This is a genomic window from Micromonospora sp. WMMD558 (assembly GCF_049315255.1).
In the GTDB taxonomy this organism is placed as follows: domain Bacteria; phylum Actinomycetota; class Actinomycetes; order Mycobacteriales; family Micromonosporaceae; genus Micromonospora.
In genome coordinates, this window is record NZ_CP186061.1 from 4361425 (window position 1) to 4377346 (window position 15922).

The window sequence follows — 15922 nt, forward strand, 5'->3', positions numbered from 1 at the left end:
CGCGAACCGAGGAGCTGCCGTGACCGCGGTCATCACCGGGATGGGCCTGTTCACACCGGTGGGACGCGGCGTGGAGGCCACCTTCGACGCCCTGTGCACCGGCCGCTCCGGCCTGGTCCGGCCGCCCGAGGGGCACCCGGCGGAGGGTTCGCTGGAGGTCGCCGGGGTGCTGCCCGACATCGACCCGAGGACGGTGTCGTCCGGGCCGGACACGAAGGTGCTCGACCGGATCGTGGTGCTGGCCCTGCTCACCGCCGCCGACGCGCTCGCCGACGCCGGCATCGAGGTGGGCCGGGACGTCGCCCCGGAGCGGACGGCGGTGATCGTCGGCGGGGTCGGCGGGATGGCCACCCTGGAGGCCCAGGTGCTCGCCCGGGCCGCCCGGGGCCGGGCCGCCGTCAACCCGTACCTGCTGACCGGGATCCTGCCGAACATGCCGTCGGCGCGGATCGCCATCCGGTACGGCATCCGCGGGTACAGCTCGTCGGTCGGCACCGCCTGCGCCTCCGGCGCGCAGGCCGTCGCCGACGGGGTGCGGCTGATCCGGGCCGGCGAGGCCGACGTGGTGCTCTGCGGGGCCAGCGAGGCGCCGCTGTTCCCGACGTTCGCCGACACCTTCGGCAACGCCCGGGCGCTCGCCCGGGGCTGGGACGACCCGGCGGCCGCGAGCCGCCCGTTCGACACCCGCCGCAACGGGTTCGTGCTCGCCGAGGGGGCGGCGCTGCTGGTGCTGGAGAGCGCCGAGCACGCCGCGGCGCGCGGCGCGAGCGGGTACGCCGAGGTCGCCGGTTACGGCGTGACGACCGACGCGTACCACCCGACCGCGCCGCGGCCGGACGGCGCCGGCGCGGCGGAGTGCATGCGGCGGGCGCTGGCCGGCGGCGGGGTGCCGGCGGCGCAGGTCGGCTACGTCAACGCGCACGGCACCGGCACCAAGCTGGGCGACGTCGCCGAGACCACGGCACTGGCCGAGGTCTTCGGTGAGCACGGCGTGCCGGTCAGCTCCACCAAGGCGCTCACCGGCCATCTGCTCGGCGCCTCCGGCGCGCTGGAGGCGGCGGCCACGGCGCTGGCGCTCGGGCGGGGCCTGCTGCCGCCCACCTGGAACCTCGACGACCCGGATCCGGCCTGCCCGGCCGACCACATCCGCAAGGAGCCCCGGGCGACCGAGAGCGGGTACGCGCTCACCAACTCCTTCGGCTTCGGCGGCCAGAACGTGAGCCTCCTGCTCGCGCGGGCCGCCCGGCCGCGGCGGTGACGGCACACGAATCAGCGGGCGCGAACGCCCGCACGGCAGTCACGGGGGGAACTGTGCGAAGGGCTGGGACATGGACATCCGTGGGATAGACCACATCGAACTCTACGTGGGGGACGCCCGGCAGGCCGCCTTCTACTTCGGCCGGGCGGTGGGGCTCCACCTCTGCGGCCAGGGCGGCCCGGAGACCGGGCTGGCCGGGCAGCGGTCGCTGCTGCTGCGGCACGCCGACATCCGGATGGTGCTCACCTCCGGGCTGACCGCCGAGCACCCGGCGTCGCGGTACGTGCAGCGGCACGGCGACGGCATCGCCGTGGTGGCGCTGGAGGTCGACGACGCCGTCGGGGCGTACGCCGAGCTGCTGGCCCGGGGCGCGACCGGCGTGCTGCCGCCGACCACCGTCACCGGCGCGGACGCCGAGGTCGTCGTCGCCGAGGTGGACGGCTTCGGCGACGTGGTGCACCGGCTGGTCGAGCGGCGCGGGGACCGGCGGGAGTTCCTGCCGGGCCTGGTCGAGATGCTGCCGCCGGAGGACGACGCCGGCGAGGAACTGCTCGCCGAGATCGACCACCTGGCGGTGTGCGTGCCGGCGGGGCAGCTCGCCGGGACGGCCCGGCGGTACCGGGAGGTGTTCGGCTTCGCCGAGATCTTCCACGAGTACATCGAGGTCGCCGGCCAGGCGATGAACTCGACGGTGGTGCAGAGCCCGTCGGAGCGGGTGACGCTGGTGCTGCTGGAACCGGACACCGCCCGGCGGGCCGGGCAGATCGACGCGTTCCTCGACCAGCACACCGGCGCCGGGGTGCAGCACCTCGGGCTGCGCACCGACGACATCGTCGGCGCGGTGGAGACGCTGCGCCGGCGCGGGGTGCGCTTCGCCGGCACCCCGGGCAGCTACTACGACGCCCTGGAGGCCCGGGTGGGCCGGGTCGACGCGCCGCTGGAGCGGCTGCGCGAACTGGGCGTGCTGGTCGACCGCGACCACGGCGGCCAACTGCTGCAGATCTTCACCGAATCCATGCACGTGCGCCGCACGCTCTTCCTCGAACTGATCGAGCGGCGCGGGGCGCGGACGTTCGGCAGCGGCAACATCAAGGCGCTCTACGAGGCCAAGGAACGGGAGCTGGCCGCGGCGGGGGCGACCCCCGCCGTCGCGGCCGCCACAGCCCAGGGGGTGACGGCATGACCACGACCGAGTTCGACCCGACGCTGACCGCCGAGGAGGAGGCGCTGCTCCCGTCCGACGAGGACGTGGCGTTCTACGCCGAGCACGGCTGGTACCTGTCGAAGAAGCTGCTCACCGACGACGAGGTGGACGCCCTCGCCGCGGCCGCCGACCGGTACTACGGCGGGGAGCGGGACCGCCGCCTGCCGGTCCGCCCGCCGAAGCTCGCCTACTGGGACCCGTCGAAGGGGCCGGTGCAGCGGCACAACGACTACGTCCACCACGAACACGACGGCCTCGGGGCGATCCTGCGCAAGCCGCTGATCGGGGCGGTCGCCGCCCGGCTGGCGCAGGCCGACGAGATCCGGGTGTTCCAGTCCACGCTGATCTACAAGCCACCCATCGACGGTGAGCCGTCCAACATCGTGCCCTGGCACTTCGACAAGCACTACTGGGCGTCCTCGTCGTCGGAGCGGATGCTCACCGCGTTCATCCCCTTCCACGACTGCGGGGAGGAGATGGGCACGATCACGATGGTCGACGGCTCGCACCGCTGGCGGGAGATCGGCGCCGACGACACGGTGGTGCGGCACTTCGCCGAGCGCGACCGCGACCAGCTGGAGGAGATGCTCGCGGAGAACGCCGCCTACAACGGCGCCGAGATCCGCAAGATCCCCATGGTGATCCCCAAGGGACACATGAGCTTCCACCACTGCCGCACCTACCACGGCAGCGGTGCGAACGTCAGCGACCGGCCCCGGCAGGCCGTCTCGCTGCACCTGCAGGACGGCGACAACGCGTGGCGGGCGTACCCGCTCTCCGACGGCACCCTCGCCGCGTACAACCACGACGTGCTGGTCCGCCGCACCCACGACGGGCGGCCGGACTACGCGGACCCCGAATACTGCCCGGTCATCTGGCGCCACCGCGCCCAGCAGGGAGGCTGAGTCATGTCACGCTACGACTGGGGGAAGACGCACCCGGGCATCGAGCGGCTGGAGAAGGCGGTGACCGCCAGCCGGGACGTGGTGGTGCGGCACCCGCTCTACGCCAACCTGGACACCCACGAGGCCCTCGTCACCTTCATGGAGCACCACGTCTTCGCGGTGTGGGACTTCATGTCCCTGCTGAAGTCCCTGCAGCGGCAGCTCACCTGCGTGACGGTGCCGTGGATCCCGACCGGCCCCACCGGCAGCCGCCGCCTCATCAACGACATCGTCATGGTGGAGGAGAGCGACGAGCTGGGCGACGGCTACATCAGCCACTTCGAGCTGTACGTGCAGGGCATGCGGGAGGCCGGCGCCGACACCGGGCCGGTGGAGCGGCTGGTCGACCTGCTGCGCGCCGGCCGCCCCGTCACCGAGTCGCTGGTGGAGGCCGGGGTGCCCGGCCCGTCGGCGGCGTTCGCCGCCACCACCTGGCGGATCATCGAGACGACCCCGGTGCACTGCCAGGCCGCCGCGTTCGCGTTCGGGCGGGAGGACCTGATCCCCGAGATGTTCACCCAGGTCGTCGCCGTCAACGAGCGGACGCACCGGCTGCACAGGTTCGTCGACTACCTGGAGCGGCACATCGAGGTCGACGGCGAGCAGCACACCCCGATGGCGATGCAGATGCTCGCCGACCTGTGCGGCGACGACGACGCGAAGTGGCAGGAGTGCGCCGACACCGTCAACACCGCCCTGGCCGCCCGGGCTCGCCTCTGGGACGACATCCTGACGGTGATCAAGGGGTCCGCGTGACCGACCCGGTCCGGCTCTACCGGACCGTGCGGCTGATCCGCCGGTTCGAGGAGCGGGCGATCGAGCTCGTCCGCTCCGGCCACGTCGTCGGGGGCATCCACCCGTGTTTGGGTCAGGAGGGCGTCGCCGCCGGGGTGTGCGCGGCGCTGCGCCCCGGCGACGTGGTGGCCGGCACCCACCGCGGGCACGGGCACGTGCTCGCCAAGGGTGCCGACCCGGCCCGGATGATGGCGGAGCTGTGCGGCCGCGCCACCGGCCTCAACCGGGGCCGGGGCGGGTCCATGCACGCCGCCGACTTCGCCGTCGGCGTGCTCGGCGCGAACGCCATCGTCGGCGCCGGCGGCGCGATCGTCACCGGCGCCGTCTGGGCGCGTCGCCGCCGCGGCGAGGACCTGGTCGGGGTCAGCTTCCTCGGCGACGGTGCGGTCAACGAGGGCATGCTGCTGGAGGCGTTCAACCTGGCCGCGTTGTGGCAGGTGCCGGTGCTGTTCGTCTGCGAGAACAACGGCTACGCCACCACGATGCCGGTGGCCGGCGCGGTGGCCGGCAGCATCACCGGCCGGGCCGAGGCGTTCGGGATCCCGGCGTCGGTGGTGGACGGTCAGGACCCGGAGGCGGTCCGGGCCGCCACCGCGGCCGCCGTCGCCCGCATGCGCGCCGGGGGCGGCCCCGAGTTCCTCGAGGCCCGTACCTACCGCTTCGACGCCCACCACACCTTCGAGCACGCGGTACGCCTCGACTACCGACCGCCGGAGGAGGTGGCCCGGGGCCGGTCCCGGGACCCGGTGGACATCGCCGGCTCCCGGCTGCCCCCCGACCGGCGCGCCGAGGTGGACGCGTCGGTGGAGGCGGAGCTGGACGCCGCGGTGGCGTTCGCCCTGGCCGGCCCCGAGCCCGACCCGGCCGGCGCGTTGGAGCACCTGTACGCCAGCGGGCTCACCGCCCGCGCCGGAGGTGGGTAGATGCCGAGGCTGTCGTACCGCAAGGCGCTCAACCGGGCGCTGGCCGACGAGTTGGCCCGCGACGAGGAGGTCTTCCTGCTCGGGGAGGACATCCGGGTCGCCGCGTCGAACGTCACCGCCGGGCTGCTGAAGCGCTTCGGTCCCGAGCGGGTCCGCGACACCCCGCTGTCGGAGCAGGCGTTCACCAGCTTCGCGACCGGCGCGGCCCTCGCCGGGGCGCGACCGGTGGTGGAGTTCCAGATCCCGTCGCTGCTGTTCCTGGTCTTCGAGCAGATCGTCAACCACGCGCACAAGTTCCCGCTGATGACCGGCGGGCAGTGCGCGGTGCCGGTCACCTACCTGGTGCCCGGCTCGGGGTCGCGTACCGGGTGGGCGGGGCAGCACTCCGACCACCCGTACAGCCTGTTCGCCCACGTCGGGGTGACCACCGTGGTGCCGGCCACCCCGGCGGACGCGTACGGGCTGCTGGTGTCGGCGATCCGCTGCGACGACCCGGTGGTGGTGTTCGCCCCGGCCGGGGCGATGGAGGTCCGGGTGGACGTGGACGTCGCTTCGTTGCAGCCGGTGCCCCTCGGTCGGGGCGTCGTACGCCGGCCCGGCGACGACGTCACGGTGGTCGCCGTCGGGCACCTGGTGCACGACGCCCTGGCGGTCGCCGACGACCTGGCCGACCAGGTGTCGGTGGAGGTGTTCGACCCGCGCACGCTGTACCCGTTCGACTGGGACGGCCTGCTCGCGTCGGTGTCCCGCACCGGGCGGCTGGTGGTCGTCGACGACTCCAACCGGTCCTGCGGCATCGCCGGGGAGGTCATCGCCACGGTGGTCGAGCGGGTCCGGTTGGACGCGCCCCCACGGCGGGTCACCCGCCCCGACGGGGCGGTGCTGCCCTTCGCCCCGGCGCTGGACCGGGCCGTGCAGCCGGGCCGCGAGCACCTGCGATCCGCCATCCAACACGTCATGAAGGACGGATGACACATGACCGACGTCGACTACCGCTGGCCGTCCGCCGCGCAGGCGTGGCTGGACCTGCCCGCCGACCTGCGGGCCGACCTGGTGGCCGCCGGGGCCGGATCCTGGCGGGAGATCTTCGACGGCCGGGCCACGTACAACAAGCAGTGGCGGTTGGCCCGCCCGCCGGTGATGGACGAGACCACCCTCGGCGTGCTCAACGCGATCTGCGACCGGCTGGCCCAGCTCCTGTTCGAGGCCGGCCGGCGGCGGGCCGGCACGGCGGGGGAACTGCGCCGGCTGCTCGGCGTCCCCGACGGCGAGACCCGGCTCCTCGACGACGCCGAGCCGCTGAGCGACCGGCTGCTGGCCGCGTTCCGGCCCGACGTGCTGCTCAGCGACGGGGTGCCGCGGGTGGTCGAGTACAACATCGACAGCAGCCTCGGCGGCGCGTTCGACGCCGACACGACCGTCCGGCGGTTCGTCGACGTCTACCGGCGGCGTGGGCTCACCGACCGCGCCCGGCTGGAACCGGCCCCCTCGGCCGTCGACCTGCGGTTCGCCGCCATCCGCTCCGGCCTGGCCCTGCCCGACGGCGCCCGGGTGGCGATGCTCATCGACTTCGACGCCGAGTACCCGGGGCTGGACGACCCGGAGCGGTTCTTCCGGCTCCTGTCGCCGGTGGTGGAGCGGGCCGCCGTGCACGGGCTGGACCTGGTCATCACACCGGTGTCGCAGGTGACGCGGGACTCCTCGGGCCGGCTGGTCGCGCGGGGCGCCCCGGTCGACGGGGTGTTCCGGCTCTTCGTGCCCAACCGGGTGACCCCGAGCGCCGGCGTGGACGCCCTGGAGGCGGCGGTGCGGGCGGGCAGCGTACCGATGTGGGTGTCAGCCGCGGCCTGGCTTATCGCGAACAAGCAGGTGTTCGCGTGGCTCTGGGACGACGCCGACGACCTGCCGGCGGCGGACCGGGACCTGGTCCACCGCTACGTGCCGCGCACCTGGATCCTCACGCCGGACCTGGTGGACCGGGCGGTGGCCGACCGGCACGACCTGGTGGCCAAGCCCGCCGACGGCTCCGCCGGGGTGGACGTGCTGATCGGCCGCGAAACCGACGCCGACACCTGGCGCGACGGGGTGGGCCGGTTCGCCGCGCGGGGCGGGTTCGTCCTCCAGCACTACGTCAGGGCCGACGACGTGCCGCTCGACTTCGTGCACATCGAGACCGGGGAGACGGTCTCCGCGGACGTGCCGTACAGCGTCGCGCCGTACCTGTTCGGTCGCCGGCCGGCCGGCGCCTGCATCCGCACCGGCTTCCCCGGCTGCGACGGGGTGCTCAACCTGGCCCGCGGCGTCCTCCTCTCCGGCCTCCTGGTGGTGGACTGACGCCCCTCCGCCCGCGTTGATCATGAGGTTAGCGGGCTCCGGTACGGCGTGTCGCCCCGCCAACCTCATGGTCAACCCTGCTGGGCGGGGAAGGCCGGGGAGCCGGGGGAGGTTCGGGGGCGGAGGTGGTGCGACAGGCGGCGGATCGTCTCCGCCGCGGCTATCGCGTCGCTGCGGGCGCTGCCGTGGCGGCCGTCGCCGCTGTAGATCGACGGGTCGGCGGTCAGCGGGTGGTCGGTCAGGTGCACGTGGATCGTGCCCAGGCGGCCCGCCAGGGCGCGGGTGTGCGCGGCCAGGCGGCGCATCCGTTGGCCGAGGCCGGCGCGGTGCTGCTCCGGCACGGCGGGGCTGTACGACACGTCGAACATGCCCACCGTGATGACGTCCGCCCCGGCCGCCCGCAACGCCTCGACCATCGCGGCCAACTCGCCGTCCACCGCGTCGGCGTCGTACCCGGGCCGGAACGCGTCGTTGCCGCCGCACACGACCAGCGCGAGATCGGGCCGGAAGTCCAGCGCGGGGCCGAGCTGGGTGGCCCGGACCTCGTGCGCCCGCAACCCGCGCAGGCCGAGGTTGAGGTACGCGAGCTGAGGCGCGGCGGCACGCAGCTCGGCGGCGATCCGGTCGGCCCACTGCACGTCCGGATAGCCGTCGACCGGCTCGCACAGCCCCTCGGCCACGCTGTCGCCGAGCACCGCGAAGCGCCGCCACGGGTGCCCGCGCAGCAGCGCCGCGCTCTCGCCCTCCCGCAGACAGTACGGATCCGTCGCCTCGGTCAACGTCGATGTCATGCCGGGACGCTAGCGCACGGAAGGGCCCCTCGATAACAGCCGTGGCGGCATGATGGGTCCGTGGTTCAGGTGGCGGTGTGCGGGCCGGCGGCGGCGACCGACGTCGAGCTGACGCACGCCCGCCGGGTGGGGGAGCTGCTCGCCGAGCGCGGCGTGACCGTCCTCTGCGGAGGCGGTGGCGGGGTGATGGCCGCGGTCGCCGCCGGCGCGCGCTCCCGGGGCGGCCTGGTGATCGGCGTACGCCCCGACGACGGCACCGCCCCCGGGCCGGCCGCCGACGTCAGCGCCACGGTCGTCACCAACATGGGGCAGGCCCGCAACGCGATCCTGGTGTGGAGCGCGGACGCGGTGATCGCCGTCGGCGGCTCCTGGGGGACGGTGAGCGAGGTGGCGCTGGCGATGCGCCGTGGCGGCATTCCCGTGGTGGCGCTCGGCGGCTGGCGGATCGTCGACGCCACCGGCACCCCCGTGCCCGGCGTACGTCACGTGACGACACCGGAAGAGGCGATCGGCGCGATCGGGGTCTAGGTTCGCGAGATCTGGATCGAGAATGGCCATCTTCGATCCAGGTCTTCGGCTGACGGGGGTGTCAGGGCAGCAGGGCCAGCAGGTTGCGGGGATGGTCGGCGGTCAGGTCGGTGGGGACCGACGGGTCGTACTGGTGGCCCCAGCCCGCCGCGACGGACCGGGCACCCGCGGACCGGGCGGCCCGCAGGTCCAGCGGCGAGTCACCGACGTACGCGCTCCGCCCCGGTTCGACGCCGAGCCGCCGGCAGGCGAGCAGCACGCCCGCCGGGTCCGGCTTGGGCCGGTCGACCTCGTCACCGCCGAGGACGACCGTGAAGTGCCCCGCCAGGCCGGTGCGGTCGAGCAGGATCTCCGCGGCGGCGTGGCTCGCGCCGGTGAACAGGCCCACCGGCACCCGCCGGGCGGCCTCCGCCAGCAGGGCCGCCACCCCGTCGTAGACGGTCACCCGGTCGGCGACCGAGGCGAGTTCGTCGTGGTACCGGGCGAGGTCGGCGGCGGTCGCGGGCCGGCCGAGCAGTGCGGTGAGCAGGTCAGCCGGAGAACCGATCGAGTACCCGCCGATGATCTCCTCGTCGGTGTGCTCGCGGCCGCCACCGGCGACGACCGCCGCCCGGTACGCGGCGGGGACGGCGGCGTGCGACTCGATCAGCGTCCCGTCCATGTCGAAGACCAGCCCCGCCACCGGGACCCCCGCGAGTGCCACGGGTCGAGGTTAGCGGAGGGGCACGTCAGGACGGTGCGGGACCGGCGGCACGGTGGGCGGCGGCCAGGCGTTTCGGGGCGCGGGCGTACCAGGCCTCCACGATCAGCTCGGTCAGCTCGGCGACACCGATGCGGTCCAGCCGGACCAGGACGGCCGGGTACCCGTCGAAGTGCGGGGTGGTGAAGTAGACGGTCGGGTCGTCGGCGAGCAGGGCCTCCTTGGCGCCCACGTCCGGGACCTGCGCACCGAGGATCGGCCCGTCCGGCGCGTCGTCGCCGAGCGCGTCGAGGTCCGCCCGGCGCAGCGGCCGTTCCCACACGAAGCCCTTGCCCCGCACCTTCCAGGCGGGCAGCCCGTCGTACGAGGGCGCCTCGGTCGTCTCCGGCAGGGCTAGCGCGATCCGGCGCACGTCGTCCCAGGTGGCCATGCGCCTGACCATACGCGCCCGAACCAGCCGCGCGGGCCCCTCGCCAGCCGTCGAGCGGGGGCACCTGCTCGGAGGATGGGCCGCCCGGGTCTCGCGCGGCTAACATGCGCCGATGCGGGGTTCGACGCGGCTGTTGCCGCTGTTGGTCAGCGCCACCGTGCTGGCCGCCTGCTCCGGCCCACCGGCGGCGCCGGCCGGGACCGCGACGCCGCCGGCCGCTCCCGCGAGCGTCGCCACGCCGACCGGACCCGCGATCGGCGGCGACCGGCCGGTGCGGATGGCCGTACCACCGGGGTACCGGCCGGGCCGGCCGGCACCGCTGCTGATCATGCTGCACGGGTTCGGCGGTAGCCCGGACCAGGACGAGAACTACCTCGCGCTCGGGCCGGTCGCGGAGGCCGAGGGAATGCTGTACGCGCGGCCCGAGGGGCTGCGCGACCGCCGAGGCCGGCACTTCTGGAACGCCTTCGCCGCCTGTTGCGACCAGGACGGCACCGGTGTGGACGACTCCGCGTACCTGCGCGGGATCGTCGAGGAGATCCGCCGGCACTACACCGTCGATCCCGGGCGGATCTTCGTGGTCGGCTTCTCCAACGGGGGCTTCATGGCCCACCGGATGGCGTGCGACCACGCCGACCTGGTGGCGGCCGTGGTCAGCATCGCCGGCGCCGGGCCGTTGACGGCGGCGGACTGCCGCCCGGCCCGGCCGGTGGGGGTGCTGCAGATTCACGGCGACGCCGACACGTCCGTGCGGTACGAGGGTGGCGAGATGGGCGGCGGATACCCGGGGGCGGTGCGAACGGTGGAGGACTGGGCCCGCCGTAACGGGTGCGCCGTGCCCGGACAGCGGGGCCCGGCCCGTGACCTGGTCGTCACGGATGAGTCGACACCCCGGCGTCCCGACGCGACGGAGACCCGGACCCTGGCCTACGCGGCGGGTTGCCGGCCGGGTGGGCACGTCGAACTCTGGACCGTCGCGGGCGGCAGCCACCTGCCGGTCCTCAGCGCCGGGTTCGCGCGGCAGGTGGTGGACTTCCTCCGCGCCCACCCGCGACCGCCTGGCTGACCTCGGAACGGTCAGCCCAGCGGAAGGGGCTGCCGGCCTCCAGGGTGCGAACGCCCCGCTGACCAGGTGACCGCCGCTGTTGGGCCGAGTGACTACTCAGCCCGGGGCGCTGGGCCACTGAGATGCCCTCATGCACGCGGTCAGCGGCATGAGCGAGCGCTTGGTCACCCGACCCGGGTGGGGGTCCCGGGGTCCTCCGCGAGTGAGCGGAGGTAGTCCGCTCGCGACTGGAGGACGCAGAACAAGTTGCCGCCGGGGTCCACCATGACCACCCAGCCTTCATCACCGGTCTGCCCGATGCCGACGTGCGCGGCGCCCAATTGGACCGCACGCGCCACACAGGCCGCTTGATTCTCCGGGCGAAGATCCAGGTGGATCGCGCCGGGCTCGACCTGCTCGACAGAAGGCTGGATCAGCAGGGCCGGCGCGTCATCGCTGACCAGCAGTACTGAGTTGCTGTGGTTCGGTGCGAGCCGATAGCCGAGGAGGTCTCGCCAGAATCGGGCGACCTCGGAGGGCATGTGCGTCTTCATCGTCACCGTTGCGATCGTGGCGTGGGGCATGCCCGATTCTCTCTGGACGCCCGATCATCGGCACATTCGGATGCCAGCGACCGGCGCCGACGGCACTTGGGTGACGAGCGCTTCGCGGCAGAAGAGTGCACTGGCGAGGTCGGTTGGTCAGCGGTTAAGCAGTAGACGGGACACCGTGCGCGCCGATAGCCTGGCGTCCGGCCGTGGCATTGCGCGAGGAGGTGAGCACCGTGAACGTTGTATCGATGTGGGTGCTCCCCTCGTCGTCACGGTCGGGCGATTGATGCAGGTGTCGCCCGGGAGCGTCTGGACAAGGCACTCCCGAGAGGCGACACCCTATGGATTCTGCGCACCTGTTTAACGGCACGGGCGAGCATGCCGTTGCCATCACGCGGATCGCGGAGCGGCAATGGCACGCTCTGGAGGACGACCAGGTGGTCGGCCGCGGCGAGGTATCCCACCGTCCCGACGGGCGGCTCTTCCTCAGCATCGACGCGTGGCACGATGTGGTGTTCGACCGGCTTGCCGACGCCATGCTGGCGGACCTGCCGAGGCCGCTGTACACCGTCGTTGACGAGGCCGACCTCGACCTGGTGCTCCAGTGGGAGCGAGCGGGCTTCGCGCCCCGCCGCCGCGAGTGGGAGTACGTCGTGCCCACCGACCCGCGGATCACGGGACTCGCCTCGGCGCCACCGCCACGGGGCGTGACAACGTTGGCCGTTGGCGAGGCCGAGGAGGCTCCGCTCCGCGCATTGGACCGCGTCATCCGCGACGAGATCGAAGCCACTGTCGGATGGCAGGAGATGCCGGCGGAGGTGTTGTCCGGTCCGGACGGCCCTCCCCGACCGGACCCGGCGACGTATGCCGTGGCGGCATGGTCGGATCAATATGTGGGATTGGTACGCGTAGCGCCGCTTCCGCGGCAACCACGGATCGGTCTGATCGCGGTCCGGTCCGATCAGCGCCGCCGAGGTATCGCTCGGGCGTTACTGGCCGAGGTGCTGGGTTCGGCCCACCGGCGCGGGATCGCGACGGCGTCGGCGGATGTCAACCAGTCCAACGGCGCAGCGATCGCGCTGTTCGAAGGCGTCGGCGCCCGGCGTGCGGGCAGCAATCTGGAGTTGGTGCTCCGTTGATGTCCTCTCCTCGACCCGACCATCCTCGAACGGAGTACTAGGAAACATGGTCAAAGCTAACGGCGGCATCCAACTTGAGGGCACCGTTCTCGAGTGTCTTCGCGACGCCACCTTCAGAGTGGAACTCCAGAACGGGCACAAGGTGCTGGCGCACATCAGCGGGAAGATCCGGAAGAACTACATCAAGATCCTGCCGTTTGACCGCGTGCTCGTGGAAATCAGCCCGTACGACCTCGACCGCGGCCGGATCCTTTACCGCTACCGCAACTGACTATCGGCATCTATCGGACCGGAACGTTCTCGGCAGGTAGGACAGGCACCTCGCTGAGCAGCACGACGGTGGCATCTGTGCTCGGCACCGAGCTTCGTCACGGATGCCGCCGTCGTCTCTCGCCTTGGCCGGATCCGACACGCACGCTCATCGGCAGTCAGGATGCCGGCGGGTCAGGCGGGCTCTCACCGAGCATGACGACTCACCGACGGCCCTTTGCGCACGATCGGCGGCAGATCAGTGCGCGCCAAACTCGATCTTGACGTGCGGTGGTGGCTACCGTGGTGACTACAGCTACGACAGCCGTGTCATCGTCGTGGCAACACTCCTGTGATCGGAGCGCCCATGATGATCGACTACAACGTCAGCGACCACTGGTCCGATGACGATCCGGATTGGCTGAAGTCCTTGGTCTCCTCGCTCGACCGCCATCATGGCCTCAGCAGCGTTCTGCCGCTCACGGTCATCGTCGAGGAGATCGCCGAGTGGGTCGAGCTTGCTAGCGGCACCGACGCGTGGAAAAAGCCCGCCAACCGCCGCTCTCTCCTGTTAGACCTCGACGAGTCGGTAGGCGCGGTTGGCGCAACCCTCAGCAATCACATCGCAGGGAAGCTCGCCGCATTTCGAGCAGTCCTATTGCAGCTCTCCACGAGCCCCCCGGCGGTGCTCGCCCAGCCGCCCGGCACTCGTACTGACACGGCCTGGACAAACCTGCTCTCCACCGCACGCGAGCTCCTCGCAAAGCTCGACTCGGACGATGCGGTACGCGCCAGCTGGGACGACCTGGTCGTGACCGCGCAGGATCGGACCCTGGCGCGGCGAGAGTATCGCCCTATCGCTGAGCTTCTGTTCGAGCAGCTGCAGCGGCGGGGTCTCAGCGCCGAGGCGGCCTTCCGCGATCTGGTGTCGATCGTGGCCTTCGGCCGCGACCCTAACGATATCCCCATCGGCGAGAAGGATGTGCCCCTCGATCAGCGGCTGACGAACGCGCGCGCCTTCGTCGGCACACCCGCCCAGGTCGAACCGATCGCCGTCTGGTTGGGCTACCGCGGACCTATTCATCTTCATCTTTCTGCCGGGCGTGTGTCCTTCCTCGACGCGCACTGGGCCGTTCCGAACGCTGAGCCTGACGGGCAGGACTTCGCCCACAAGGCAGAGCTCTCGGAACTGGTCCGGGACGGCCTCATATTCCAGGTTGCGAAGTTGGTTGACGAGGAGTCCGACGTCGACATCCTTGTGCGCGTCGACCTCGGCAACACGACAGCTGCGGTGCAGTCTCGCGCGCCGTCGACATCGTGGACACCATCCTGAATGTGTCGATCCACAGCGCTGGCGGGATCCGTCCGCGGCTAGCTCAGCACGCCGTCATTCGGTCGGGGAAACCCGGCTCCGCCGGCTTCTTGGCCGTCTGGGGTGAGACCGGTTTTCCCGACGACTACTACGGAGCTGGGATTACCGCTGAGGCGATCGAACAACATGGACCGCGCATCGCCGAGGCACTTGCCCGATCAGAACTCCCCAGGTTCCTGGCTGCGGCTATCGAAGTGCAGACGACAGCCGATCACCCTTTCAGCCGCGATATGGCGCTGCGGAAGCCGTCGGAAGCCGACATCAGCAGCGTAATCCCGCTCTCGGACCGAGTGGTGCAGCACATCGCTGCACATGCGGCCATGGACCCAAACGATCTCTTCGCACTGCTCGGAGAGCGCTGGCCGCATACCCGATGGCTCACGGATCTTCGGCGCGCAGCGGGGATGTGCCTGTTCGGCGGTGGTCGGCGCGACGAGCTGCTCACCGAGCTCACGCGTGAATGGTTTTCCAGCCGACCGAAGCAGCCGTGGATCCTGCTTCTTGCCGATCGAGCCGATGACTTCCTGTCGCTGTGCCGCCTTGAGCATGAGCGCGCCTGGATCGCGCGAATGTTCACGAGCGTCGGCGATCACGCCACCTACAGCACCCTCATCCAGGAGTACACTGCCGAGGGCGAAGTGCTCGAAGCGCGCCGCCGCCGCGTTCGCAACGCGTTGGTCCACGGAAACCCCGCGAGCTTCGCGGTGGTGCAGTCCGTCCGTGAGTATGCTGACTTCCTCGCCGGCAGCGCCCTCAACCGTGGTCTCGAGTCTTTCGTCGAAGGCACACTACCCGCCACAGCTCTGGCGATCAGGACGGACGAGTTCGTCGCAATGCAGGATGGCCAGGATGCCGCAAGCTTCTGGCGTGCTCGGATCGCTGCACAGAATCATTCAGGCGCGGCGTATGGCACAGAGCCGTGATCATTTTTCGCTCTACGGTTTCGCGTCATCCCAACTTCCCCCGTGATCGCAAGAACTCGATGCGCAGGAGCACTCTTCTCGGCATGATCGTGCGCCAGCGGCGCCTGCCACCGTAACGATCTGTAACGATCGGATCGCCGCATAAGCGGATATCGGCTGGCGCGACGTGCAGCCCGTGAGCCATGGTCTGGGCGTGATCGTCATCCAGCGGGTGCGCGTGCGATGGAGCGCGACTGGGCGCGGTGCGCCACAGGCCGACGCCCGTCGAGGACTCAACCGCCCGTTGATACTTCCTGCGCCGTTGCCAACAGGCGATGTTGTGGTCCATGACGTCCTGGCTGATGAGGCCGCCAGCTACGCACGACGCGCCGACGTACTGGCCGGCGGCGTGAGCATCGCCCGCAGCCTCACTCTGTGGCTCACCTTCGACGGCTCGGCGGTAACCGTCGAGCGCCTGCCCGGCGGGGCGGCGTTTCCCCGGACGGGAGTGTCGACTCAGCTGTTCACCCTCACGCACGGGCAGGTCGGCAGGTATAGAGCCAACTTCCGGTTCCGGTTCACCGACTGCGCGTGCGACCCCAGCTGGTACTACGAGGACTGGGTGCTCCATGTGAGCAACGGCGATGTTGCACACGACCGGTTTCTGAGCGGCGAACCGGACTGCGATGTCGACAACCGTGTCCATCTTTACGGCGGCCCTGCGCGCCGAGGTAACCGCTAGCAGCCGCCCATCCAC

The 15922-nt window shown here is 71.7% G+C and carries 18 protein-coding genes; 14 read left to right on the forward strand and 4 right to left on the reverse strand.

Annotated features, from left to right (window positions below):
* Positions 1-19 precede the first annotated feature (19 nt).
* The 7 genes from ACN26Y_RS20785 to ACN26Y_RS20815 all read left to right on the forward strand — a co-directional run bounded on the left by ACN26Y_RS20785 (position 20) and on the right by ACN26Y_RS20815 (position 7458).
* Positions 20-1258: a beta-ketoacyl-[acyl-carrier-protein] synthase family protein gene (locus ACN26Y_RS20785; RefSeq protein ID WP_155331903.1), complete on the forward strand. Its 1239-nt coding sequence runs from the start codon at positions 20-22 to the stop codon at positions 1256-1258.
* A 70-nt stretch (positions 1259-1328) separates the two neighbouring features.
* Positions 1329-2441 (forward strand): 4-hydroxyphenylpyruvate dioxygenase, encoded by a 1113-nt coding sequence (gene hppD, locus ACN26Y_RS20790; protein ID WP_155331904.1) that lies wholly within the window; start codon positions 1329-1331, stop codon positions 2439-2441.
* Positions 2438-3367, forward strand: a complete 930-nt coding sequence (locus ACN26Y_RS20795; RefSeq protein WP_155331905.1) for a phytanoyl-CoA dioxygenase family protein — start codon at positions 2438-2440, stop codon at positions 3365-3367. The genes hppD and ACN26Y_RS20795 overlap by 4 nt, the downstream gene beginning before the upstream one ends.
* A gap of 3 nt (positions 3368-3370) precedes the next feature.
* A complete protein-coding gene (locus ACN26Y_RS20800; RefSeq protein ID WP_155331906.1) occupies positions 3371-4162 on the forward strand; it encodes a DUF3050 domain-containing protein in 792 nt (263 codons plus the stop codon).
* Complete coding sequence (locus ACN26Y_RS20805; protein WP_422733321.1) at positions 4159-5124, forward strand: thiamine pyrophosphate-dependent dehydrogenase E1 component subunit alpha; 966 nt, start codon at positions 4159-4161, stop codon at positions 5122-5124. The genes ACN26Y_RS20800 and ACN26Y_RS20805 overlap by 4 nt, the downstream gene beginning before the upstream one ends.
* Entirely contained in the window at positions 5125-6096 is a 972-nt protein-coding gene (locus tag ACN26Y_RS20810) for an alpha-ketoacid dehydrogenase subunit beta (RefSeq protein WP_422733322.1), read from the forward strand.
* Between the two features lie 3 nt (positions 6097-6099).
* Positions 6100-7458 carry a hypothetical protein gene (locus tag ACN26Y_RS20815; protein ID WP_422733323.1) on the forward strand — a complete coding sequence of 453 codons (1359 nt, stop codon included), beginning with the start codon at positions 6100-6102 and terminating at the stop codon, positions 7456-7458.
* Positions 7459-7529: 71 nt separating this feature from the next.
* Here ACN26Y_RS20815 and ACN26Y_RS20820 read toward each other — a convergent pair whose 3' ends face one another.
* Complete coding sequence (locus ACN26Y_RS20820) at positions 7530-8249, reverse strand: SGNH/GDSL hydrolase family protein (protein ID WP_422733324.1); 720 nt, start codon at positions 8247-8249, stop codon at positions 7530-7532.
* Between the two features lie 60 nt (positions 8250-8309).
* Between ACN26Y_RS20820 and ACN26Y_RS20825 the strand changes: the two genes are divergently transcribed.
* Entirely contained in the window at positions 8310-8777 is a 468-nt protein-coding gene (locus ACN26Y_RS20825) for a dethiobiotin synthetase (RefSeq protein WP_422733325.1), read from the forward strand.
* 61 nt (positions 8778-8838) lie between these two features.
* On the opposite strand, the gene ACN26Y_RS20830 is transcribed toward ACN26Y_RS20825, so the two are convergent.
* A complete protein-coding gene (locus ACN26Y_RS20830) occupies positions 8839-9480 on the reverse strand; it encodes an HAD family hydrolase (RefSeq protein WP_230688676.1) in 642 nt (213 codons plus the stop codon).
* Positions 9481-9505: 25 nt separating this feature from the next.
* Positions 9506-9907, reverse strand: coding sequence for an MmcQ/YjbR family DNA-binding protein (locus ACN26Y_RS20835; RefSeq protein ID WP_155331910.1), 402 nt, complete (start codon positions 9905-9907; stop codon positions 9506-9508).
* A 112-nt stretch (positions 9908-10019) separates the two neighbouring features.
* Between ACN26Y_RS20835 and ACN26Y_RS20840 the strand changes: the two genes are divergently transcribed.
* On the forward strand, positions 10020-10973 hold the full coding sequence (locus ACN26Y_RS20840) for an alpha/beta hydrolase family esterase (RefSeq protein WP_155331911.1): 954 nt from the start codon (positions 10020-10022) through the stop codon (positions 10971-10973).
* 164 nt (positions 10974-11137) lie between these two features.
* Here the strand turns inward: ACN26Y_RS20840 and ACN26Y_RS20845 are convergent, their stop codons facing one another.
* A complete protein-coding gene (locus tag ACN26Y_RS20845; RefSeq protein WP_230689085.1) occupies positions 11138-11506 on the reverse strand; it encodes a VOC family protein in 369 nt (122 codons plus the stop codon).
* A gap of 338 nt (positions 11507-11844) precedes the next feature.
* Between ACN26Y_RS20845 and ACN26Y_RS20850 the strand changes: the two genes are divergently transcribed.
* From ACN26Y_RS20850 to ACN26Y_RS20870, 5 genes are all read left to right on the forward strand, one after another.
* Entirely contained in the window at positions 11845-12642 is a 798-nt protein-coding gene (locus tag ACN26Y_RS20850) for a GNAT family N-acetyltransferase (RefSeq protein ID WP_155331913.1), read from the forward strand.
* Between the two features lie 46 nt (positions 12643-12688).
* Entirely contained in the window at positions 12689-12913 is a 225-nt protein-coding gene (infA, locus tag ACN26Y_RS20855; protein WP_155331914.1) for a translation initiation factor IF-1, read from the forward strand.
* A 345-nt stretch (positions 12914-13258) separates the two neighbouring features.
* Positions 13259-14224, forward strand: a complete 966-nt coding sequence (locus tag ACN26Y_RS20860; protein WP_422733326.1) for a hypothetical protein — start codon at positions 13259-13261, stop codon at positions 14222-14224.
* Complete coding sequence (locus ACN26Y_RS20865; protein WP_422733327.1) at positions 14209-15186, forward strand: hypothetical protein; 978 nt, start codon at positions 14209-14211, stop codon at positions 15184-15186. The genes ACN26Y_RS20860 and ACN26Y_RS20865 overlap by 16 nt, the downstream gene beginning before the upstream one ends.
* A gap of 193 nt (positions 15187-15379) precedes the next feature.
* Complete coding sequence (locus ACN26Y_RS20870) at positions 15380-15907, forward strand: hypothetical protein (protein ID WP_230688679.1); 528 nt, start codon at positions 15380-15382, stop codon at positions 15905-15907.
* Positions 15908-15922 lie beyond the last annotated feature (15 nt).